This is a genomic window from Candidatus Villigracilis sp. (assembly GCF_057083605.1).
The window spans coordinates 1-21,702 of record NZ_JBXMTI010000158.1 but is presented as its reverse complement, the minus strand read 5'-3'; the positions used below and the strand labels follow the sequence as shown (position 1 = coordinate 21,702).

General features: G+C 48.0%; 21 protein-coding genes. 14 read left to right on the top strand and 7 right to left on the bottom strand.

Features of this window, described 5'->3' with window-relative positions; all coding sequences use genetic code 11:
- The first annotated feature begins 76 nt into the window (after nt 1-76).
- From AC14M5_RS23080 to AC14M5_RS23055, 6 genes are all read left to right on the top strand, one after another.
- A complete protein-coding gene (locus AC14M5_RS23080) occupies nt 77-550 on the top strand; it encodes a phosphotransferase-like protein (RefSeq protein ID WP_484032077.1) in 474 nt (157 codons plus the stop codon).
- Between the two features lie 111 nt (nt 551-661).
- A complete protein-coding gene (argS, locus tag AC14M5_RS23075) occupies nt 662-2,485 on the top strand; it encodes an arginine--tRNA ligase (protein WP_484032076.1) in 1,824 nt (607 codons plus the stop codon).
- Nucleotides 2,486-2,523: 38 nt separating this feature from the next.
- Nucleotides 2,524-3,792: a dimethylarginine dimethylaminohydrolase family protein gene (locus AC14M5_RS23070; protein ID WP_484032075.1), complete on the top strand. Its 1,269-nt coding sequence runs from the start codon at nt 2,524-2,526 to the stop codon at nt 3,790-3,792.
- 244 nt (nt 3,793-4,036) lie between these two features.
- A complete protein-coding gene (locus tag AC14M5_RS23065; protein WP_484032074.1) occupies nt 4,037-5,359 on the top strand; it encodes a cyclic 2,3-diphosphoglycerate synthase in 1,323 nt (440 codons plus the stop codon).
- Between the two features lie 92 nt (nt 5,360-5,451).
- Nucleotides 5,452-6,198, top strand: a complete 747-nt coding sequence (locus AC14M5_RS23060) for an SIMPL domain-containing protein (RefSeq protein ID WP_484032073.1) — start codon at nt 5,452-5,454, stop codon at nt 6,196-6,198.
- A 232-nt stretch (nt 6,199-6,430) separates the two neighbouring features.
- A complete protein-coding gene (locus AC14M5_RS23055) occupies nt 6,431-7,711 on the top strand; it encodes a sensor histidine kinase (protein ID WP_484032072.1) in 1,281 nt (426 codons plus the stop codon).
- Nucleotides 7,712-7,880: 169 nt separating this feature from the next.
- Here AC14M5_RS23055 and AC14M5_RS23050 read toward each other — a convergent pair whose 3' ends face one another.
- The 5 genes from AC14M5_RS23050 to AC14M5_RS23030 all read right to left on the bottom strand — a co-directional run bounded on the left by AC14M5_RS23050 (nt 7,881) and on the right by AC14M5_RS23030 (nt 12,310).
- The gene (locus AC14M5_RS23050) at nt 7,881-9,830 is read right to left on the bottom strand and encodes a PAS domain-containing sensor histidine kinase (RefSeq protein WP_484032071.1); all 1,950 of its coding nucleotides are present in this window, start codon (nt 9,828-9,830) and stop codon (nt 7,881-7,883) included.
- Nucleotides 9,811-10,953 (bottom strand): hybrid sensor histidine kinase/response regulator, encoded by a 1,143-nt coding sequence (locus AC14M5_RS23045; protein WP_484032070.1) that lies wholly within the window; start codon nt 10,951-10,953, stop codon nt 9,811-9,813. Before AC14M5_RS23045 ends, AC14M5_RS23050 begins: the two co-directional genes overlap by 20 nt.
- Nucleotides 10,954-10,961: 8 nt before the next feature.
- The gene (locus AC14M5_RS23040) at nt 10,962-11,333 is read right to left on the bottom strand and encodes an FHA domain-containing protein (protein ID WP_484032069.1); all 372 of its coding nucleotides are present in this window, start codon (nt 11,331-11,333) and stop codon (nt 10,962-10,964) included.
- 117 nt (nt 11,334-11,450) lie between these two features.
- Nucleotides 11,451-11,873, bottom strand: a complete 423-nt coding sequence (locus AC14M5_RS23035; RefSeq protein ID WP_484032068.1) for a PPOX class F420-dependent oxidoreductase — start codon at nt 11,871-11,873, stop codon at nt 11,451-11,453.
- Entirely contained in the window at nt 11,870-12,310 is a 441-nt protein-coding gene (locus AC14M5_RS23030; protein ID WP_484032067.1) for a PPOX class F420-dependent oxidoreductase, read from the bottom strand. Before AC14M5_RS23030 ends, AC14M5_RS23035 begins: the two co-directional genes overlap by 4 nt.
- A gap of 105 nt (nt 12,311-12,415) precedes the next feature.
- Between AC14M5_RS23030 and obgE the strand changes: the two genes are divergently transcribed.
- The 4 genes from obgE (at nt 12,416) to AC14M5_RS23010 (ending at nt 15,792) form a co-directional block, all read left to right on the top strand.
- Entirely contained in the window at nt 12,416-13,681 is a 1,266-nt protein-coding gene (gene obgE / locus AC14M5_RS23025; RefSeq protein ID WP_484032066.1) for a GTPase ObgE, read from the top strand.
- 125 nt (nt 13,682-13,806) lie between these two features.
- Complete coding sequence (locus tag AC14M5_RS23020) at nt 13,807-14,196, top strand: hypothetical protein (RefSeq protein WP_484032065.1); 390 nt, start codon at nt 13,807-13,809, stop codon at nt 14,194-14,196.
- Nucleotides 14,197-14,206: 10 nt separating this feature from the next.
- Nucleotides 14,207-14,824, top strand: a complete 618-nt coding sequence (locus tag AC14M5_RS23015; protein ID WP_484032064.1) for a DedA family protein — start codon at nt 14,207-14,209, stop codon at nt 14,822-14,824.
- 65 nt (nt 14,825-14,889) lie between these two features.
- Nucleotides 14,890-15,792, top strand: coding sequence for a hypothetical protein (locus AC14M5_RS23010; protein WP_484032063.1), 903 nt, complete (start codon nt 14,890-14,892; stop codon nt 15,790-15,792).
- 66 nt (nt 15,793-15,858) lie between these two features.
- Here AC14M5_RS23010 and AC14M5_RS23005 read toward each other — a convergent pair whose 3' ends face one another.
- A complete protein-coding gene (locus tag AC14M5_RS23005) occupies nt 15,859-16,350 on the bottom strand; it encodes an FKBP-type peptidyl-prolyl cis-trans isomerase (RefSeq protein ID WP_484032062.1) in 492 nt (163 codons plus the stop codon).
- A gap of 131 nt (nt 16,351-16,481) precedes the next feature.
- Between AC14M5_RS23005 and AC14M5_RS23000 the strand changes: the two genes are divergently transcribed.
- The 4 genes from AC14M5_RS23000 to AC14M5_RS22985 all read left to right on the top strand — a co-directional run bounded on the left by AC14M5_RS23000 (nt 16,482) and on the right by AC14M5_RS22985 (nt 20,996).
- On the top strand, nt 16,482-17,375 hold the full coding sequence (locus AC14M5_RS23000) for an ATP-grasp domain-containing protein (RefSeq protein WP_484032061.1): 894 nt from the start codon (nt 16,482-16,484) through the stop codon (nt 17,373-17,375).
- Between the two features lie 65 nt (nt 17,376-17,440).
- A complete protein-coding gene (locus AC14M5_RS22995) occupies nt 17,441-18,376 on the top strand; it encodes an ATP-binding cassette domain-containing protein (RefSeq protein WP_484032078.1) in 936 nt (311 codons plus the stop codon).
- Between the two features lie 47 nt (nt 18,377-18,423).
- Nucleotides 18,424-19,692, top strand: a complete 1,269-nt coding sequence (locus AC14M5_RS22990) for an ABC transporter permease (RefSeq protein WP_484032060.1) — start codon at nt 18,424-18,426, stop codon at nt 19,690-19,692.
- Between the two features lie 107 nt (nt 19,693-19,799).
- Complete coding sequence (locus AC14M5_RS22985; protein WP_484032059.1) at nt 19,800-20,996, top strand: ABC transporter permease; 1,197 nt, start codon at nt 19,800-19,802, stop codon at nt 20,994-20,996.
- Nucleotides 20,997-21,076: 80 nt separating this feature from the next.
- On the opposite strand, the gene AC14M5_RS22980 is transcribed toward AC14M5_RS22985, so the two are convergent.
- The gene (locus AC14M5_RS22980; RefSeq protein WP_484032058.1) at nt 21,077-21,556 is read right to left on the bottom strand and encodes an ester cyclase; all 480 of its coding nucleotides are present in this window, start codon (nt 21,554-21,556) and stop codon (nt 21,077-21,079) included.
- Nucleotides 21,557-21,702: the final 146 nt, after the last annotated feature.

Below are 21,702 nucleotides of genomic sequence, written 5' to 3'. Positions count from 1 at the left end.
GGCTCAGCCGTATGGTTTTTGGTTTCCGTCTTCTCATACTCAACTCCGCAAAAGAAACTGTATGAGAAGTATAAGGTTGTCAAGCTGTCACGACTATGTTGAATTACTTTTCAAACACACCACTAGCCGATATTTAGATCGCCCGTTGTGGGATGAAGTGCTCGGAAAAGCGCTTCAATCCGGACCATTGGGCCTGACTCTGTTTTCAGGCATGCATCACGCTATTGCCGCTGCCGCCCAACGCGGAAATAGCATCCTGGCTGACCATGTCTTCGTGGAAAAAGCCTGGGTAGATGAATGCGCAAAGCTTTTCGCAGAGATGAACGCCTATCTCATCGGCCTGAAATGTTCGCTGGAGGTGGTGGAGCGACGCGAAGCTGATCGTAAGGATCGCACTCTAGGACAAGCCCACCTTCAATATGATGTCATCCACAGGTATGTAGCGTATGATCTCGAAGTGGATACGTCATTACTAAACCCCGAAGAATGTGCGGAAAAAGTGATCGAGAGATTAAAGACTCCGCCTGTGGCGTTCAAGAAATTAAAGTGATGGACTCCAACGACTCTAGTCGTTGGACATCGAAAATATCCAAAGTCGGGAGACTTTGGAGTCCAGCCTACCTGATATAATCCAAAAATCATCCACAGGATTGCTTCGCTTATGTTTCAAAAAGAACAACAACTTATCGAAGAAAAAATAAAAGCCTTCTGCACGCAGAATGATATTGCGCTGGCGGAACTCAAATGGCAACCCATTCCCTTTTCCGGGGAATGGGGATTCGCTACGTCATTTTTTCAGACCGCTGCCAACGAAGCGAAACTGGGCAAAGGGAATAAAGCTCCAGTGCCGCAAAAGGCCCAGGAAATTGCGGAGCAGGTAAAGGCGCAAATCGGAAACGTGGAGGGCATCAGTCACATTGAGGCGGTCAAAGGCTATCTCAATGTCTACTTCAAGACATCCGATTATGCCCACCGCGTTGTAGATGAAGTACTTAACACAGGCGCAGATTTTGGCCGCGGCGCAAAAAAATCCGAAAGAATCATGGTCGAGTATGCGCAACCGAATTTGCCCCATTCATTCCATATTGGACATGCTCGTAATACGATTTTAGGTGAAGTGCTGGCGAGGCTGGTTGAATTTGCTGGCTTTGACACGATCCGCGCATCTTATCCGGGCGACATTGGGCTGGGTGTCATTACCATTGTTTGGGCATACGATAAATTTTATAAAGGACAGGAGCCCGAAGGCATTCACGAGCGCGGGCAATGGCTGCTGAAAATTTATGCTGAAGCAACTGCAAAGCTCGAGAAAAAAGAAAATGAAACACCGGAAGAAACTGCAAAACGTGAAACATACGATGCTGAACGCCGCGAGATGTATCGCAAGTGGGATGTGGGTGATGAGTACGTGCGTCAGTTGTGGCGCATGACTCGTGAGTGGGGGCTGGAGGAATTGCGCGATATTTTCCGAATCCTCGATGTGAAAATGGATGTATGGTTCTTTGAAAGCGAAGTAGATGAACCTTCGAAAGCCATTGTAGACGAATTGATCGCACGCGGGATCGCCGACGATGAACGTCCGCAGGGTGGCGCGGTCATTGTAAAGATCGATGAGAAGCTTGGTTTGACCAAGGAAAAATATCGCACGAATGTTATTTTGCGCGGCGATGGCACATCGCTTTATTTGACCAAAGACCTTGCACTGGCAAAGGTCAAGTTTCAGCAATATCATGTAGATCGCTCGATCTATGTGGTGGATGTGCGCCAGTCGCTTCATTTGCAACAGGCATTTGCTATATTGAAATTATGGGGCTTCCCACAAGCCGAGAAATGTTATCACCTCGGCTATGGCTTTGTAAGCCTGCCAGAGGGAGCTATGTCTGCGCGGCGCGGACGGGTGGCACTGTTCAAGGAAGTTTATGACGAGGCTATTAAGCGAGTGCTTTCCGTGGAAGCTGAAAAGAGTGCGGATATTCCTGCGAGTGAACGCGAGAAGATCGCTTCACAGATTGGTTTAGGTGCGCTGGTTTATTCCATGCTTTCGGTGGATAACAACAAAGATATTGTGTTCGACATCAACGAGGCTTTGTCGTTTGATGGGCGGACAGGGCCTTATATTCAAAATGCACACGTGAGAGCGAACTCGATACTAAAGAAGTCAAGAGTCGAAGGTCAAAAATCGGGCAACCTTCAACTTTCAACCTTCGACTATGAATTAACAAAACACGAAATCGAACTCATTGAAAAGATCTCACACTTCCCCAATGCCGTGCAACAGGCGGCGGAGGAATACCGTCCGCTGGTGATGGCGGCTTACGCTTATGATCTGGCGAACGTATTCCATTCTTTCTATCACGCCGTCAATGTCCTACAAACGGAAGATGAGAATATCAAGAACGCGCGCCTGCGCTTGGTGGCTGCCGCAAAGCAGACGATAGCCAACGCGCTCAAGTTGCTCGACATTCAAGCGCCTGATGTGATGTAAAACTTTCGAGCTGGCAAAATATTCTTAGAGGTATGGAAATGCGGAAAAAAACTGAGCCGCAAGCGCAGGTATTCAGTGAAATTGCATCTTTAAAGGAAGTGCTTGTATGGGGTGAGCCAGGGATTGAGGCATTGCTTGGGCAACTGCTCCCAAAATCAAAAAGCTTGTTTTTTAGCTATTACGAAGTTTTAAGAGCGCGTGAAGAGTTTAGAGGGTTACAAACCCTTATCGAGAGGGAGGGGGTTACTGTGATCCGCGCAAAAGATGCGGTGGCGCGCCTGCTTGAAAGCCATCTATTTCCATCACATCCCGAATCCATCAAAGAACTTAAAAGCCAGTTATTGCAAAGAGCGAATGAGTATTACGAAACATACAAGCTTATCAAATCAGAAGAGCTTTCACAGACAGGGATAGATATCTCATTCGAAGACATTTACCTTCAAGTAAAAAAAGATATCGACCAGATCCTTGAAGAAGATATTGAATGTTTTGGGGAGACGGGCACGATCCGAATCAATTATGTTCTGAGCCTGGCAAAGAAACTGCCTCTCGCAAATATTTTTTATGGCAGAGACCAATCACAGACATTAGGAAACAAAGTGATCTTATCGGAATTAAAGTGGGAAATCCGCAAGCCAGAGGTGGGCGTTTACAAAGAAGCATTGATCGAACTTGGTTATCGCAATTCGTTGGTTGAGATCGCTTCCGGTGCGTTGGAAGGCGGCGACATGGCTATCCTGGATGACACCTGCTATATCGGTGTTGGAGCGCGGACCGAAATAAGCGCAGTCAGGGAGTTATGTCAAAAATTAGGAGATACATTGGAGGGGCACGGCATCCAGCTTGTGGCGGTGGTCAATGAACAACATGCTGAAGAGTTACCCAAATTCACCGCCCCCACCGAAGACCACATGAGTGTGATGCATCTGGATATGTTCTGGATTCCACTACGAAAAAATCTGGTCATGGCGAACAATGAGGAAGTGGCACGCCGTACTGTACTTGGTCTTTCGATAAATAATGGAAAAGTTGTCACCGAAGAGTTGGGAAGTTTCAGGGATTTTCTCGTCAGCAAGGGGATTGAGATCATGGAAATAACTGTGCGGGAACAGCGGAACTTCGCTACCAACCTTCTCAACCTTGGCAATGATACGGTCATCGTTGCCCTGTCGAAAAACGAGCGCGTCAATAATGAACTTCGAGGGCGCGGTTTCCGTGTGATGAGCGCGGAACTGAATAAGCTGGTCAATGGATATGGTGCCACCCACTGCCTGACTGCCCCCATCAAACGCGGAAATTCTCGATAGATATTCGTAGGGCAGGTTTTCAACCTGCCAAAGATCAGGGCTTCAAAAGCTGTCAGGCTGCAAGCCTAACCTACTGAAATAACTGTCACATAAAAAACAGGCTGAAAGTTATCTATGCTTTCAGCCTGTTTTCTCGTTTAATATAATCAAAGAGACCGTATTGGGTAAAAACGACTTGACTCAAAACCAAAGCGGAGTTGTGTCGGACACTGTCCCCAGTATAGTAGTACGATAGGAGATTCCTATGCCGATCAAAACCCTCATCATGGGAGCCGCGGGGCGCGACTTCCACAATTTCAATACCTTCTTCCGTGGGAATAAGGATTATGAAGTGGTCGCGTTCACTGCGACTCAAATTCCAGATATCGAAGGACGCGTCTATCCGACCGAGTTGGCTGGTGCACAATACCCGAAGGGGATTCCCATCCACGCAGAGGAAGAGCTGCTTGACCTCATCAAGAAATATGGCGTGGAGCAGGTTGTCTTTTCTTATAGTGATGTGCCGCATGAATATGTGATGCACAAGGCTGCGATGGTCAATGCGGCGGGTGCAGACTTCCGCATCATGGGCACGAAGTACACACAGATCAAATCCACCAAGCCCGTTGTGTCAATCAGTGCCGTTCGGACGGGATCAGGCAAAAGTCAGACCACGAGGCGCGTGTCTTTAATCCTGCAAGAGATGGGATACAAAGTCGCGGCTATTCGTCACCCGATGCCTTATGGAAATCTCATCGCGCAGGAAGTTCAACGTTACGCAAATTATGACGACCTCGATGAATACGATTGCACGATCGAGGAGCGCGAGGAATATGAACCACACATCGATAACGGTGTGATCATCTATGCGGGCGTGGATTATGAAAAGATCATTCGCAAGGCCGAGGCTGAGGCGGATATTATTTTGTGGGATGGCGGCAATAACGATTTCCCGTTCTATGTGCCCGACCTGCAAATTGTTGTGGCTGACCCGCACCGACCTGGACACGAGTCAACTTATTATCCTGGCGAGACCAACGTGCGCATGGCGGATGTGTTCGTGATCAACAAAGTGGATACGGCGGATGCAGAGAATGTGATCAAACTGCGCGAGAGCCTTCGCAAACTGAACCCGAATGCGATACAGATTGAAGCCGCTTCACCTCTCTTCGTAGATGATCCTGATTCGATTCGCGGCAAGCGCGTATTGGTGATCGAGGATGGCCCGACGCTGACGCATGGCGAAATGGCCTATGGTGCTGGCTATGTTGCCGCTCGCAGATTCGGCGCGAAAGAGATCGTTGACCCGCGTCCGTTTGCAGTAGGTTCGATTGCAAAGACCTTCGAGAAATATCCAAAGACAGGCCCGATCCTTCCCGCAATGGGATATGGCGACAAGCAAACCAAGGAACTCGAAGAGACCATCAACAAGTCGGATGTCGATTTGGTCATTATTGGTACACCGATTGATCTCTCCCGCGTGATGAAGATCAAGAAACCGCATCAACGTGTGAGATATGAATTGCAGGAGATCGGCCAGCCAACATTGAAAGATGTGTTGATGCAGAAGTTTGGTATGAAGAAATAAGAAAATTGTATGGTAATGTAGATTAATAATCGGTCTGTCGGAAGGCAGGCCGATTATTAATCATGTACAATACTATTATCTTGGAGGAATTAATGAGACTTAGAAACCACCTACTATTTACAATATTTTCAGCACTTCTTTTCAGTTGCGCGCCGCCACCAGTTCCCGAGATAAAAGTTCAAGAGCTACGAATTGTAGAAGCTGAACAAAGGAGCATCATTGTTAATGGTTCAGGAGAAATCAAGGTCGCTCCAGATTTCGCGGAAGTCGTATTTGGAATTTACACATCAAATAAGGACGTTAATATCGCCAAGGAAGAAAATAACGACATCGCCAGGAATGTACTTAAAGTGTTGAGGGAACATCATATTGAAGAAGATGACATAAAAATTGATTACTTAAGCATATTTTCCGAAAGCCCGGAGAGTTCTTCAGAAATCTATAGATTCGGGGCAAGAAATGGCATCAAGGTTACAGTGCATGACTTACTTAAACTTGAATTAATAATTACCGAAGTATTGAAGGTGGGGGGAAACCGTCTATTGGGCGTTTACTTCCGAGTCTCTGAACTTGAGAAATATAGGGCAGAGGCGCGAGAACTAGCAGTCCAATCCGCAAAAGAAAAAGCTCAAAATATGGCGAGTGAATTGGGTCAAGAGATCGATGCCCCGTTATTAGTTGAAGAGTTTGTGCCGTATCCAGAGACGAATAGTTCTTATGCATCCTTTAGCTTGTCACTTAATGATTACAGCAGCTTAAATTTTGAGCAAATAAATATTGCTGCATTTGGTCAAATTACCATCAGAGCTAATGTAAGAATCAAATTTAGCCTAAAGTAAACTTTGCTGTAGACAAACGCTCACGTTGATGTGTAAAAGAATGTAAGATTCTCGGACCGCAAAAGCGACATTAAGCTCTAAGCTGGCTGCCGCTCTTGGTGTTAAGAAGTCGGGTGAAAGAATTCACCCGACTTCTTTTGTTGTATGTAGGAATAACGAGATGCATTCAACAGGTATAATCGGCGTATGTCGATTGATAAAATCATGAACTTGTTAAGCCAATGAGATGTTTATGAATATTTTCCTCAATTGGCTCTTGGATCCTCCTGGCAGAATCACAAACCCTGAAAAGATACAACGAACGAGGTTGCTTTCCGCGATCTTGTTGGTATTGCTTCTGCTTGGCATAACGATCCTTGTGATTGTGATTCGATTTGACCCACATGATGTTCGCGAACCAGAAGTTCAAGGAGCCATCGTCATGCTGGTCATTGTGGCTGGCATGTATATCGCCAACCGATTGGGATACAACCGTTATGCAGTTGCGGGGATCGTGATCCCGTTTTCCACTATCTTCACATATATTGCTTTTTCTTCCAGCGGAAAGTCGATCTTTCTGGCTTTCGTTCTGATCCCGATCCTGCTGACTGCAATCTTTTTCCCGCTGAAGTGGACAGCCACCATATCGGGTTTGATCCTGGCTGTTGTATTTGCATTTCTAAATACACTGGATCAGTCTTCTCCAGAGTCACCCTTCTGGAGTCTTCGCAACATGTGGTTTTTCATTCTACTATCAACTGGTTTGCTGTTAACCTTCAGGTGGCACCTGCGGAATCTGGAAGAGATGCGCGAGCGGGAACTTAAACGCATCAATGAACAGTTGGAGCAAAAGTTCGAAGAGATGGAACGGTTCACATATACAGTTTCACATGAATTGAAAAACCCAATCGTCACCATCAAAGGCTTTCTTGGAAGCGTTGAAAAGGATATTCAAAACGGTAACTATAAACAAGCTCAATTGGATTTTCGCCGCATCTCAAATGCGACTGAGTATCTGTACACCACCATCACCGACCTGCTTGAGCTATCGCGGATCGGACGGGTTGTGAATCCGCCTGAAAAGTTTCCGCTGGCTGAGCTTGTTCAGGAAGTCGTAGAGTCAATGGACGGCATCCTAAGGTCGCGTCATGTTAATATCAAAGTGGCACCTGATCTACCCGTGATCTATGGAGATCGAAAAAGGCTTCGCGAAGTTTTCCAAAACCTGATCGACAACGCATCCAAATATACGGGTGAGCAGGGTTCTCCGCTGATCGAGATCGGCTGTCGGGACGGAGAAGAGCGGGTAATTTTCGTCAAAGATAACGGCCTGGGGATTCCGAAAGAATATCAGACAAGGATATTTGGTCTATTTGATAAATTGGACCCAACCAGCGAAGGGACAGGTATCGGGCTGGCAATTATCAAACGGATTATTGAAATGCATGGGGGAAAGATATGGGTGGAATCGGAGGGGCTTGGAAAGGGGTCCGCTTTTTGTTTTACCATCCCGAACGAGCATTTAGAAATGTGAAACGTTGTTTCCACTTCCCTTACACACCCACGCTTCGACTGCGAGCGGGAACGAACACCCGCTCTCCGCTCGCGCGAACTTCGTCCTCCCAAAGGACATCGGGACGATGTGAGCGGAGCGACGAGTGTACGCCCAGGAGTGCAGTCGAAGCGTGGACGCATAAGCTGAGTTACTTATCGCTTTTTTGAAGTGAAACCACAAATGTGGTGCCTTTGTTCAATTCGCTTTCGACCCTGATCTCACCACCCAATTCCTCTACAATGGATTTGACGATATACAAGCCGATGCCGCTGCCGGGGATTTCCGCGATGGTAACATTTTTGGCGCGATAGAATTTTTGAAACAGGTATGGGATGGCATCCAATGCAATGCCCATACCTTGATCCTTAATTTTGATTTCGACAAAATTACCTGCATCGCTGACCATGATATTCACGCTGGAACCTTCAGGCGAGAACTTAACTGCATTGTTGATCAAATTAATGAAAACCTGTTCCAATGCTCCCTTATCTCCCAATACCTGCATTGGTTTTAGCGAAGTATCCAGCGCAAGATTCACTCGTTTTTTATTTGCGATGGGTTTTACAGCTTGAACGGATTCTTCCAATGCAGAAAAAAGATCGGATGGAGTTTTTTCAAGCTGCAACATGCCGCTTTCCAATCGTCCCGCCATGAGTAGGCGATCTATTAAATTCTTCTGGCGATCCAATTCCTTTCTTAAAGTCTGCCAGTATTCCTGTAATTCTTCCGCTGTGCCGCCTTTTTGGATCAGGTCTGCCATCAGGATGGCGGAGGTCAGAGGCGTGCGCAATTCATGGGAGGCGCGATTGATAAAATCGGTCTTCATATCGTTGAGGCGCATCTTATCGCCAATATCGCGGATGATGATCAGCGCTTCAAAATCATTGATCGGATGCAGGCGCGCTTCATATACGCCGCTGCTAAATGGAAGACTGAATCCCTCCACCCAGTTTGAGATTTTGAATGTATTTTTGTTTTCAGTGCCGATAATGTTAGCCACAATATCTTCAGGCCAGGTCTCTTTGAATTTTTTGCCAGCGATCAGATCGCGATGGATATATAAGGGGTGATCAGGATTGCAACTGTAATCCAGGATCACGTTATCGGTATTGATGCGGATCAAAAGATCTGGCAGGGCCTCAACGATGGCATGGTTGCGAGCCTGGTCGAGACGGATCGTTTCCTCATATTGACTGCGCTGCAAGGCGGCGCTGATCACATTGGCAGATGTCTGTACGGCATCAAAATCGGAGGTCAGCCAGGATAGTTTATTTTCCCGGTCAAACAGGCCAAGGAATCCGCTCAGGCCTCTTGTTCCCTGCACTGGAATCGCAAGAAAAGAAAATTCAGGAACCACCGCATCTGTTCCAGCATTGATCTCGGCCAGCGCATTTTCAGGCGCAGATGCAAGGGATTGGATATGCGGTTGAATGGCAGATTGAATATCAAAGCCAGCCGCTTTACCGTCCACCCAACTATAACGAACGTTGAGAACAGGGCTTCCTTGAAATTGATCCAATTCAAAGATCACGCATGAGAAGGCATCCAGCGCAACCCCCAGCAGTTCCAACATCTCGGATATTCCCAATTCAATATCTGCAGAGCGGAACAAACGCGCGCTCGCCTCACTAATGACCGAGAGGATGCGTGCGCTCCTTTTCAAAAATTTCTCTGATTCTTTTCTCTCCGAAATATCACGGACAATGCTTTGAATATAAGCCGGGGTGCCATTTTCATCGGCCACAACCGTTGTGCTGAGTTCCACGGGAATTAAACTTCCGTCTTTCCTTTTAAAGATGCGTTCGTAGATATTGGTCTGATCGGTTTGGTCGATGGCATCACCTAAAGACATTACGTCACCCACAGACAGGTTCAATAATTCATCTTCTGTGTACCCCAGCAGGTCAAGCGCCTGCTCATTCGCAGCTAGGTAGTGCAAATCCAAACCGATGATGAAAACGCATTCCCCCATCTGCTCGAACAAGGCGTGGCCAAAGAGATCGCCGCGCCATCTCTTTTTCTTTTTTTCAAGCTGCAAGCCGGCTTTGATCGCTGCTTTCTTGATCGGGATGGTCTTTTCATCCGTAGACAATGTCATTCTCCCGTATCTCTGGCAGAGATGCCTGCACCATACAGCCCTGGTTAACATCAACAAATTTTACATATCCGCCCAGGCTTTCGAAGATCGCCCGCGCAATGGTCAGCCCAACGCCAAGCCCTTCGTATTCGCGGCTGTCGCCACGGCTTACTTGATAAAACCTGTCAAAGACTTTTTCACGTTCATCTGAGGAGACACCGGGGCCGTCATCGGTGACTGTGATCTTTGCCGCGCCATTGGGGCCTGCCTGAATTTTCAAAGTCACATTCCCATGCTGTGGACTGAATTTAAAAGCATTATCCACCAGATGTAAAACCGCCTGTGTGAACTCCTGCCTGGGCGCCTTGATCTCACCCTGATTTTCAACTGAATGGGAAAATTTCAATTCCTTGGAACGATACCGATCCAGCCGCTTCAAAATCGGACCGATGACATGAGTCTTCACATCCACACTTTGCCTTACTCTGTTGAGGTTGCCATGGTCGATATTCGAAAGGATCACGATATCCGAAACGAGCGCATCCAACCTATCTGCATTGGATAGCGCCATGTGGATGAATTTACTTTGCTCGGCAGGGTCATCGAATTTATTGCTGAACGCCAGTTGCAAGGGCATCATAATATTGGTCAATGGAGTCCGTAACTCGTGATGGAAATTCTGGAGGATTTCGCCCTGAAGTTTTTCCAGATCCTGTTTTGCAATTTCCCGCATCTCTTCGCGCCCGCGTTCGCGAGACTCCCGAACCCGCCTTAACAAGGCATCTACGCGAGCCAGTACCTCATCGATTGAAAATGGCTTTGAAACATAATCATCCGCCCCGCTTTGAATGGCGGAAATTTTTTCATCCACACCGGATCGGGCTGTGAGAAAGATAAATGGAATGGCAGCCAGCTTCGGGTCGAGGCTCATGAGGCGCTTCATCTCAAATCCATCCGGGGGCGGCATCATTACATCCGAAATGATCAAATCGGGCAGAAATTCCCCGGCCTTCGCAAGCCCGTCACGCCCATCTTCTGCAGCGATGACTTTGTAGCCATGATGCTTAATGGCAGATACCAGCCCCAGCCGAATGGCAGGTTCATCATCTATAACAAGGATCAGCGGTATCTTACCTTCAACCATTAGCCACCTCAGGGTTTTCGTAAACTCTGTGTCGTTCCCTTGGACTTTAATGCGATATTGGCATTGTTATTCACGAACATAATATTGATATTCGCAAGTGAGATCACATCCCCCGAATTCAACACACAGCGTTCTATCTTTTTACCATTTACAAAAGTACCGCTGGTTGAATTCTTGTCGTACAGCACAAACTTCCCATCTTCGTTAACCAGCTCCGCGTGAAAACGGGATAGGAAATCCTCGTGAAAAACAATATCATTCCCGAGGTGTCTTCCCAGTGTAGTGACCGGCTTCACCAAAGGGATCATTTGGCGGTGAACGATCAGAAAAACACCCTGTTGGGATCCAAACTTGTCTGCATTTGAATCAGGTTCACTCATATATCCTCTAAATTATGAACTTGAATACAACGGAAGTATTTTACTCAAGTAATCCATATCCAACATTATCATTCTATATCATCATTTTTAGAAGCAAATAAGTATTTCCCCCCATTCCTAACCATGAATTGCATCCAGGGTAATCTTTTTCGCATGGATGTGGCAGATGATGCGCGTTTCGCGTTCCTTTTTCTCCAGCGGAAAGACATACCCATAATATTGCGGATGGGATGTGTATTTCCTCGTGATCGCGTCCAGATGTTCGAGTGCACCTTCTTCAACCAGCTCTGCCTCGCCACGGATTTGCAGGAAGCGGCCAGTGTTTTCTGGATCAACGATCAACAGTGAAACTTTGGGATTCGACATCATATTCTTCCCCTTCTGTCGTTCGCGCGAGGTGTTGACGCAAGCACATTCGCCATCGAAGTCACACCACACCAAAGAGGATTGAGGTTGTCCATCGGGCATGATGGTTGTCAACACACCGTGCACCGGGCGCGTAAGCAACTCCATGTGGCTTTCAGGGATTAAGGTATTCATACGACAGCTTCCTTCTTACAAGTTGCGTCCAGCGCAACTACATGTGTCGGTAGGATTTTGCATAGGATGGGTGTTTCGGTCTCCTTAAGTTCGAGGGGCACGCACTCGCCGAAATACGGCTTCTTGCCAGTATAGAGTTCGGATAGCCCATCCAGGTGTTCCATTGCCCCTGCCTCTGTCATTTCGACCACAACGCCTCGCACTTCCAGCGAACGCAATGGTTTGCGCGGGTCATAGCAGAGCAGAGTCACTTTCGGGTTGGCGCGCATGTTCTTTTCTTTGCGGAAGCCGCGCATGGTGTTGACCAACACGTGCGTCCCGTCAAAGTTGCACCATACGACGGTGGTCTGCGGAGAGCCATCAGGCATCAGCGTGGTCAATGCCGCCACGCGCGGGCCATGAATCAGGTCAAAATGTGAAGCGGGTATTTTAGTCATCAAAGAACCCTCCCAGGATAATTTATCTTATTCCATCATACAACAAAACCTGTCCGTTTCCATATCAATCATCCCTTATAATACAAGCCGATTGGACAAAAAATAATGTTTATAGATCAAGTTAACATACATGTGAAATCAGGCAAAGGCGGCGATGGCATGGTGCATTTTCGCCGCGAGAAATTTGTGCCGCTGGGCGGCCCCGACGGCGGCGATGGCGGCAAGGGTGGCGATGTCATTTTCGAGGTAAAGGCTACACTCAACACGCTTTCCGCGTTTCGACAAAATGAAAAGTTTGCAGCAGACCCTGGCAAAAATGGCGGCGGCTCACAAAAAAGTGGGCGCGGTGCAAAAGACCTCATTATTCCCGTGCCGCCGGGTACGGTTATCTATGATGCTGAGACAGGCGCGCTGCTCGGCGACTTAACTGATCCCGGCCAACGCCTCACAGTTTGTAAAGGCGGACGCGGCGGACGCGGCAACCAGCATTTTGTGACCTCGCGTAATCAGGCCCCTCGGACTGCTGAACGCGGCGAACCTCACGAAGAAAAATTGCTGCGCCTCGAACTTAAGCTGATAGCGGATATCGGCATCATCGGCCTTCCCAACGCTGGGAAATCCACCCTGCTTTCCGCGCTGACAAATGCCAAGCCAAAGATCGGCGACTACCCATTCACGACTCTTGAGCCAAACCTCGGCGTGGCAAATATTGACGATGACACCACGGTTGTAATGGCTGATATTCCCGGTCTTATCGAGGGCGCGCACCAAGGCGCAGGCTTGGGGCACGATTTCCTGCGCCACATTCAACGCACACGAGTCCTCATCCACATGATCGACGGGCTATCGGAAGACCCGCTGGCAGATTTCAGCCAGATCAACACCGAGCTGTCTTTATTCGACCCCAAATTGGGAACCAAGCCACAAATTGTTGTGCTGAATAAGATCGACCAGCCCGATGTGCAGGAACGGCTCAAGGAAATAAAAGCCAGTTTCAAAAAGAAAAAAGTGGATCTGATCACAGCCTCCGCAATGGCACGCACAAACACGCGGGACATCTTAATTTCCGCTTACAAGCAATTGCAGGAGTTGCCCGCCGAAGTTACGGAAGTGGAAGCGCTCCCTGTTTATAGACCCGATGTGGACCCGAATCAATTTGAGGTCAAACGCGAGGACGGCCATGAATGGCGTGTCAGCGGCGTAGCAATTGAACGCGCCGCCAAAATGACCTATTGGGAACATGATGGCTCCATCCGCAGGTTCCAAAAGTTAATGATCCATCTTGGCGTGGACGAGGCCCTCCGCAAGGCTGGCATAGAGGAAGGCGATACCGTCTTCATCGACGATTTTGAATTGGAGTGGCAGGATTAGTTCGCGATGCGATATAACCCAAAAACATTCACCACTGAGAGCACACAGTCCACTAAGGCTTTAAAAAGGATTTCTCTGTACTCTTTGTGTTCTCCGTGGTAAAAGTGCGTAAGGCAAGTTAATAAATGGCGACACTGGTCAATCTAAAACAACGTGCTTTTATCATCGTGTTGACCATCCTCGGATGTCTGTTGATTGCATTCTTTGGCTTACGTGCTTTTCATGCTTTCAGAAAATTCAACGGGCATCGTCCACCGCCGCCCTCGTTCGGGGAGGTTGAGAGTGATGTTGAACTCATCCGCGAATGGATGACTGCCCCCTTCATTGCGCACACATATGGTGTCCCTGAAAAGGTGCTCTTTGATGCACTTGAAATTTCACCCAGAGACAATCACGATAAAAGCCTCAAAGAAATAAATGACGAATATTTTCCTGAAGCGGATGGACTCGCCATACAGATCGTCAAAGCAGCGATCCTTGCGCATCAGTCAGCGCTGACTCCAACCGTGCCGTAAGGCAATTCGCATGTCTGAATATTTGCTTACACAAGTCATTAACTATGGTGCGCCCCTGCTATGGGTGATCGTTTTTATTGGCGGACTTGGTGTGCCATTGCCATGCACAGTGATCGTCATTGCGGCCGGCGCGTTTGCACGCCAGGGACTCCTGCCCTGGCATACCACCGCCATCGTCAGCCTTATTAGCGTTGTTGTTGGCGATGCCGTCAGTTATTCATTGGGATATTATTCCCGCGACCTGGTCTTACAGCGTTTCAGCAAAACACCGCGCTGGCAGCAAGCTGAGCGATCTTTTCAAAAGTGGGGGCCGTTATCTATTTTCTTTTCGCGATTCTTGATTACTGCCATTGCATTGCCTGTCAATTTACTTTCAGGGACAACAGATTTTCCATATAGAAGATTTTTTGTTTACGATGTTTTCGGTGAAACCGTATGGATCTTTGGCTACGGCGGGCTGGGATATTTATTCGGAAGCCAATGGGAACTGGTCAGCGAATTCCTAAGCAATTTCGGGGGCTTTGTACTGGGAGTGGTCGTTTTCATTTTCGGAATTAAACAAGCTTGGAACTGGCAGTTAAAAAGACAACAAAATCTATCTCAACTTGATGATAATTTCACAAGCTGAGCAGGTATAATGACGAAATAATTAAACTTAGGAAAAGAGAGGGTCAATAATGAAAAAAAATTAGCTTGCGCCAAAACAAATACATCGTTTTCAACCTGCTTATTGCTAGTATTTTATCTGCCTGTACGAGCATCCTGCTTCCCGCTGCACCGACGCCAAATCTGTGGGCCACAGAACAATCTCTCAAACTTCAACAAACGCAGATTGTTCTTGAAACAACAGTTCAAGCTCAACAGGCAGCAGAGACGCAGGCTGCGCTCGCCACACCTACCCTATCTCCAAGCGCCACTCCCTTGCCACCGCCAACGCCTACACCGGGCCCTGTCGTCATTCAGGATGATTTCAGCACCAATACTGGCAGGTGGCTTGAGTGCGGGCAATGTATCATTGAAAATGGCGTCATGCGCATGGGGCCATATCCAGTCTCAATAACTGGGGAAGCCTATACTGCCATTTGTAAAGACTGTGGCGAAGCGCAAGATTACAAAATGGGCATCGATGCAACTTTTGTAGATGGCTACACAGATCGAAGTTTTGGGTTGCTCTTGCGAGAGGTAGGCGGTAATTATATTGATATAGAAATTACCACATGGCAAGTCTATGGAGTTTGGAGTTATGACAAACAATTAAATAATTGGGGAGGCTTTTTTAGCGGTGGTTGGGTACCAACAGGCAATCTACGCCCTGGTGTGGCTACCAACAGAGTGGAAGTGGATGTCACATCGAGTGAAGGTACAAGCACAATTAACATTTATATAAATGGACAACTTGCAAATACGGCAACCATGCCCGCAATCTCTGGTCAGGTTGGCTTGGTAGTTGGTTTGCACAGCCTAGGCGTGGCTTTTGACAATTTTTATTTGGTAGTTGGTTTGCACAGCCTAGGCGTGGCTTTTGACAATTTTTATTTCGAGGGTTACCTTACAGGTGATGCGGAAAATGAGGGCGAGCCATCACAACAAGGTTAAAACATTAAATAGCGGACTCGGTTTTCTTTTACCGAGTCCGCTATTTATTTCAAGACAATCTTGCTGTTAATGCTGATGCCCATCACCTTCATGGACATGACCGTGATCCATTTCTTCTTCGGTGGGTTCACGCAGGGCAACCACTTTGACCGAGAAATGCAATTCAGCCCCTGCCAGCGGATGATTGAAATCCAGTTGGACAGTCTTATCGTCAAAACTGGTCACATAGGCGGCCTGATGTTCCCCGTCTTCATCTGTCACGTGTAATTCCATGCCTTCTTCTAGCTTCATATCTTCGGGGAATTCAGTGCGGGGCACATCCATAAAGGCTTCATCGTCAAATTCGCCGTATCCATCTTCGGGTTTCACCACTACATCCTTGCTATCGCCGATCTTCATCCCCATCATTTCCTTTTCCAACCCGGGGATGATGTTTCCATATCCCACAAGGAATTGCAAAGGGCCTGCATCATCGGAAGAATCGAGGAGTTCCCCATCCACGGTTAATTTATAGTCCATTGAAACAACCAAACCATCCTGTACTGTATCTTTACTCATGATATTTTCCTTTTCTAGAATTAATGCGTCCATTTTACCAGTGAAATAATAGGCCAAAGGTCGAAAGTCCAAAGTCAAATGCGTGCGACCCTCAACCTTTGACCTTCGACCCTTCGACTATAATCACGCCCATGCGCTACGACTTATGCCTGCCCTGGTACTGGGAATATGATGATGTCTTTGTTGGCATGGTGGAGCGTGCTTGTATTGAAGAGGGAATTTCACTCTGGCAGATCAAACCTGATAATTTACTTGAATCTATAACGGCTCTTTATAAGGGAGTCACAACTTTCAAAACCCTGCTCCATCGCGGACAAGGCGAGCCGACCTTCGATCCCATCCCGCGTTGGGCGCTTGAGTTTGGCGCGCATCGCATCAATCCTGCCGAAGTCTCGGCCTGGTCAGAAGATAAGGCTACGATGCACCTTGAGTTAATAAACGCAGGGCTGCATACTCCTTATACCATTTTGCTCGCGCCGTTTCTTGAACAACCTGTCCCTCCTTCTTTTGATCTGACTCCTCTTGGCGATAACTTTGTGATTAAGCCATCGAACGGCGGCGGAGGGGAGGGGGTAATCCTTGGCGCATCATCCTTGGAGGAAATTTTGCAGGCGCGCATGGAATTCCCGGAGCAAAAGTATTTGATTCAAGCTCATATCACGCCCTGCACCATCGACGAGTCCCCCGCCTGGTTCCGCGTCTTTTTTGCGAACGGTGAAACCTATCCCTGCTGGTGGGATATGGATACGCACATCTATACGGCGCTCACAGCGGAGGAAGAGTCACAGCATCGCCTCGGCAGTTTGCGGGATGTGACGAAGCGCATCGCCTCAATCTGCAAGCTGGATTGGTTTTCTACAGAGATCGCCCTGGCTGATGAATTCATCGTCATTGATTATGTCAACGATGAAATTGATACGCGCGTCCAAAGCAAAGCGTTGGATGGCGTGCCCGACGAAATTATGGAAAGCATTGCAAAGCAACTTGTGAAGATCGCGAAAGATGTGGCGGAAGGCGATAGGTAGTGTGAAACCAATCTTTAATCCTGTCGTAGATAGCCTTAATAATCCAAGGAGTTCTCATGCCTAATATTCTCGAAGTAAAAGACCTTACCAAAAATTATGGTGACTTTAAGGCAGTAAAAGGTATTTCATTTAATATCGAAGAAGGTGAAATTTTCAGCCTGCTCGGCCCAAACGGGGCAGGTAAGACGACCACCATCTCTATGCTTTCGACGTTGTATGCACCCACTTCGGGTGAAGCCACGGTTGGCGGATATTCAATCACAAAGAACCCAATGGGTGTGCGCAATGTGATCGGTGTCGTGCCGCAGGACCTAGCGCTTTATGAACACCTAACCGCAAAAGAAAACCTGGTCTTCTGGGGGCAGATGTATGGCTTGAACGGAAAATCGCTCAACGCCCGCGTGGATGAAGTGCTGGAACAAATCGGTTTAACAGATAAAGCGAAGAACAGGGTCAAAACCTATTCAGGTGGGATGAAGCGCCGCGTCAATATAGGCGTGGGGTTGCTTCACAAACCAAAAGTCCTTTTCATGGATGAACCCACGGTTGGCATTGACCCTCAATCCCGCCGCGCGATTTTGGACACAGTGAAGGATTTGAACAAGCAAGGTATGACTCTGCTGTACACCACACATTATATGGAAGAAGCCGAGGAACTCTCAAACCGCGTTGGCATCATTGACCATGGTGAATTGATTGCTATCGGCACACAAAAAGAGTTGACAAAACAAGTGGGCGAAACTGAAACACTCATTCTGCATATCAGCGAAAACGACGACCCCGAAGCCTTGGTCACGGCTTTCAAGGGCATCAAGGATGTGCTCGAAGCAAGTGTCGTCAACCATGAGATTTCTGTCATCACTCATTCCGCAAAAGATGTGCTTGCTACCGTAGTCAGCAAGTCCAACGAACGTGGCATCAAGATTCATTCAATCGACATCCGCGAGCCGAATCTGGAAGCGGTGTTTTTGCATCTGACGGGACGCGCGCTACGCGACTAAACGGAGTCCAACGACTCCTGTCGTCGGTGGGAAGTCTGGAGAAGCACATGCTCAAACTATTCCTGATCGGTATCAAAGACCTGCGTATCGCATTTCGTGACCGCGCCGCGTTAATTCTTATGCTGGCCGCGCCTTTTGTTTTAACTCTCGGCCTCGGTCTTGTCACCGGGCGGTTCAGCGGTAATGCGAATACTGGCATTACTAATATTCCCGTTGTCATTGTCAATCTGGATGATGAACAATTAGGGGACGCATTGGCAGATGTGTTTACAGCGGAGGAACTGGCCGAATTGGTTGAACCAACTTTCGGCGAGGATCCTGAAGCGGCCCGTCGTCTTGTGGATGAAGATGAATCCGCGGCAGCTATTATCATCCCCAAGGGATTCACGCAAAGCATCATCCCATCACAACAAGGTTTTTCAACAACCATTGCGGAACTCGAAGTAATAAAAATCGAAGTCTACGCAAATCCATCGCGGCCCACCAGTGCAGGGATTATTAAATCCATTGTGGATGAATTCATGAGCCGCGTAGAGGAAGGACGTGTGAGCGGACAAACATCTATTTTGCAATTGATCATCAGCGGCCGCATCACCCCGCAACAATCGGAGCAGGCAGGGTTGGAAATGAGCGAACGCTTGCAGGATGCACCAAATAACGAAGCTCTTGCAATCACACTCAACTCATCCACTGCAAGTGGCGAAGCCGTTGAATTTGATGTGCTCGCTTATCTCGCGCCTGGCATGGCATTATTGTTTTTGATGTACACCGTCAGCTACGGCGGGCGTTCCATCCTCGCAGAAAAATCACAAGGCACATTGCCACGCCTGCTCGTTTCCCCCACCAACTCCACGCAAATTTTAGGCGGCAAAGTTTTTGGAATTTTCCTGACAGGCACAGTGCAAATGTTGATCCTGATCGGCGCATCCTCATTATTATTTCAACTCAAGTGGGGCGATGCGCTGGGCGTGCTGATGCTCGTGCTCGCGGCAGTTTTCGGTGCAACAGGCTGGGGTATGTTCATCACTGCCATGGCTCGCACCCCAGCACAAGTCGGCAGTGTCGGCTCGGCCATCATGTTGATCTTCGGCATCATGGGCGGAAGTTTCATCAGCCTCGATCAATTGCCGCCCATCGTGCAGACTTTCGCCAAAATCACACCCAACGCCTGGGCTTTGGATGGATTTACCACGCTGGGACTTGGCGGAACGCTTGCCGATCTTTCCACGCCGATCACTGCCCTGCTTTCAATGGGCATGATCTTATTCCTAATCTCTGTGGTGCTGTTCGGCAAAAAGAATTTGGTGCAGAAGTAACCCATGTCATTGCGAGGAGCGCTCTTGCTCTCTGCGACGAAGCAATCCTTTCATAGTAGGAGATTGCTTCGCAACGTGCGCTCGCAACGACATTTATGGAGTTATTAATGAAAAAAATATTCGCCATTGCATGGAAGGACGCCATCATCCGTTTTGCGAGTTCATCAGAATTGTTGTTCTTCGTCGTTCTGCCGATCATCTTTACCTTCCTGCTCGCAGGCGGAACCCCCTCTGATGATGACGACAACCGTATCCGCCTTGTGGTTGTGGACCAAGCAAACACATCCATTTCACAAGAGATCATTTCCGAGTTGGATAAATCCACTGCGGTGAGGCCTGATGTATTAACTCTCGAAGAGGCCGAAGACCAATTTGACTCGCGCCGTGCCATTGCAGTTTTGGTCATTCCCGCAGGTTTGGATTTGAAGTCAATCCAAGATGGAAGCGCTCAATTGGATTTTCGCCAGCAGCCGAATAACTTGAACGCGACAGTTGCAGAACGCGCCGTGCAAACTGCCATTCGTCAAGTCAGCAGTGCGGTCAATGCTGCAAATATGGCGGTTGAAGAAGCCGAAGCCAGAGGTACATTTGAATCTGCGGAGGATGAACAGGTATATTTCAACGAAGCCTTGAAACTTGCACAATCCATTCAAGCGGATGCACCTGAACGTGTGACTGTTATTGAAGGCAACACGCCCGATGACGTTGACTACGATCCGCGTGCTAATTCATCGGCGGGACAATTAATTACCTGGGTATTCATTCCCTTGTTCGGTATATCGGCTTTGTTCGCCTACGAGCGCCAGCAAGGGACTCTGCGCCGAGTCCTTACTACACCAACCAGCAAAGCTACCTACCTGCTTGGGACAATTTCAGGGCAGGTGCTGATGGCACTGGTTCAAATGTCATTACTTATTTTGTTTGGCATCTTTATCATGGGCCTTGGTTGGGGACGTGAGCCGCTGGCCTTGCTCATCATCCTCACCAGTGCAGCCTTGGCTGCAGGTGCGATTGGAACCGCCATGGGGACATTCATCAAGACAGAAGGTCAGGCAGGCGGCTTGAGCACTATGATGGGCATGGCGATGGCACTCATGGGCGGCTGTTGGTATCCGCTGGAGTTATTCCCCGCCGTGGTTCAAAATATTGTGAAAGTCCTTCCCACCACCTGGGCCATGCAAGGTCTGTTAGATTTGGGCTTGCGCGGCGGCGGACTGATAGATATCCTGCCCGAAGCAGGAGTCTTGCTTGGGTTTGCAGCAGTATTCTTTTCGGTTGGGGTGATGAGGTTTAGATATGAATGAGGAAATTTAGAATAAAAGTGCAGCAACTGCTCTAAATCTAAAGACAGTTGCTGCACGCTGTTTTGGGCGCACACCACGATCTATCCATTTCGCTCCGCCAAAATAGCCTCTCTCGCCTTCGCAATGAATTCTTTCGTTTCTGGGAGAATACCTAACTGCTGCCATTCGCCGACTTGATCCCACATATTCCATACTTCAACAATCTTGCCGCCTTCGAGACGAAAGATGTAAATACCAGAAAGCGAAATCGGTCTGCGTGTGGCGGGAATACCGAAATATTCGCCTTGCTGGACCGCCTGACCGACCCAATGCACCATAACCTTATCATCTTCTGCGATCATTAGGTCAATTCTCTCGATCCAATCGCCCCAAATCTTTTTATGGCGAGCATAGGCTTCTTTTTCAAGTTGGGGCGTCGAGTTGAAATCGGGGTTGGCTGTGTGGTAGAGAGCATGCCAGGGGATATTCTCTGCAAAGATCTCGTCACAAGTCGCTGGGTTGAAGGGTGCATCTTCGAAATACCGTCGAACGATGGCCTTGTTCTCTTCGATTGATGACATCTCATATTCTCCTCAAGGTGGCTTCTGTGCGCCCAACGAGACTGTCGAAAAACCCCTAGTTCGAAAAATGTTCTTAAAAATCTCCCACAACAGACTAAAAAATTGCCAAAATGTTGCCAAAGTGTTGTGCGGAACACCAAAAACCA

What these genes read in the sequence shown, in the direction of transcription:
- argS (WP_484032076.1), top strand. Translation starts at nt 662, where the DNA reads ATGTTTCAAAAAGAACAACAACTTATCGAAGAAAAAATAAAAGCCTTC.
- AC14M5_RS23070 (WP_484032075.1), top strand. Translation starts at nt 2,524, where the DNA reads ATGCGGAAAAAAACTGAGCCGCAAGCGCAGGTATTCAGTGAAATTGCA.
- AC14M5_RS23065 (WP_484032074.1), top strand. Translation starts at nt 4,037, where the DNA reads ATGCCGATCAAAACCCTCATCATGGGAGCCGCGGGGCGCGACTTCCAC.
- AC14M5_RS23060 (WP_484032073.1), top strand. Translation starts at nt 5,452, where the DNA reads ATGAGACTTAGAAACCACCTACTATTTACAATATTTTCAGCACTTCTT.
- AC14M5_RS23055 (WP_484032072.1), top strand. Translation starts at nt 6,431, where the DNA reads ATGAATATTTTCCTCAATTGGCTCTTGGATCCTCCTGGCAGAATCACA.
- AC14M5_RS23050 (WP_484032071.1), bottom strand. Translation starts at nt 9,830, where the DNA reads ATGACATTGTCTACGGATGAAAAGACCATCCCGATCAAGAAAGCAGCG.
- AC14M5_RS23045 (WP_484032070.1), bottom strand. Translation starts at nt 10,953, where the DNA reads ATGGTTGAAGGTAAGATACCGCTGATCCTTGTTATAGATGATGAACCT.
- AC14M5_RS23040 (WP_484032069.1), bottom strand. Translation starts at nt 11,333, where the DNA reads ATGAGTGAACCTGATTCAAATGCAGACAAGTTTGGATCCCAACAGGGT.
- AC14M5_RS23035 (WP_484032068.1), bottom strand. Translation starts at nt 11,873, where the DNA reads ATGAATACCTTAATCCCTGAAAGCCACATGGAGTTGCTTACGCGCCCG.
- AC14M5_RS23030 (WP_484032067.1), bottom strand. Translation starts at nt 12,310, where the DNA reads ATGACTAAAATACCCGCTTCACATTTTGACCTGATTCATGGCCCGCGC.
- obgE (WP_484032066.1), top strand. Translation starts at nt 12,416, where the DNA reads ATGTTTATAGATCAAGTTAACATACATGTGAAATCAGGCAAAGGCGGC.
- AC14M5_RS23020 (WP_484032065.1), top strand. Translation starts at nt 13,807, where the DNA reads ATGGCGACACTGGTCAATCTAAAACAACGTGCTTTTATCATCGTGTTG.
- AC14M5_RS23015 (WP_484032064.1), top strand. Translation starts at nt 14,207, where the DNA reads ATGTCTGAATATTTGCTTACACAAGTCATTAACTATGGTGCGCCCCTG.
- AC14M5_RS23005 (WP_484032062.1), bottom strand. Translation starts at nt 16,350, where the DNA reads ATGAGTAAAGATACAGTACAGGATGGTTTGGTTGTTTCAATGGACTAT.
- AC14M5_RS23000 (WP_484032061.1), top strand. Translation starts at nt 16,482, where the DNA reads ATGCGCTACGACTTATGCCTGCCCTGGTACTGGGAATATGATGATGTC.
- AC14M5_RS22990 (WP_484032060.1), top strand. Translation starts at nt 18,424, where the DNA reads ATGCTCAAACTATTCCTGATCGGTATCAAAGACCTGCGTATCGCATTT.
- AC14M5_RS22985 (WP_484032059.1), top strand. Translation starts at nt 19,800, where the DNA reads ATGAAAAAAATATTCGCCATTGCATGGAAGGACGCCATCATCCGTTTT.
- AC14M5_RS22980 (WP_484032058.1), bottom strand. Translation starts at nt 21,556, where the DNA reads ATGTCATCAATCGAAGAGAACAAGGCCATCGTTCGACGGTATTTCGAA.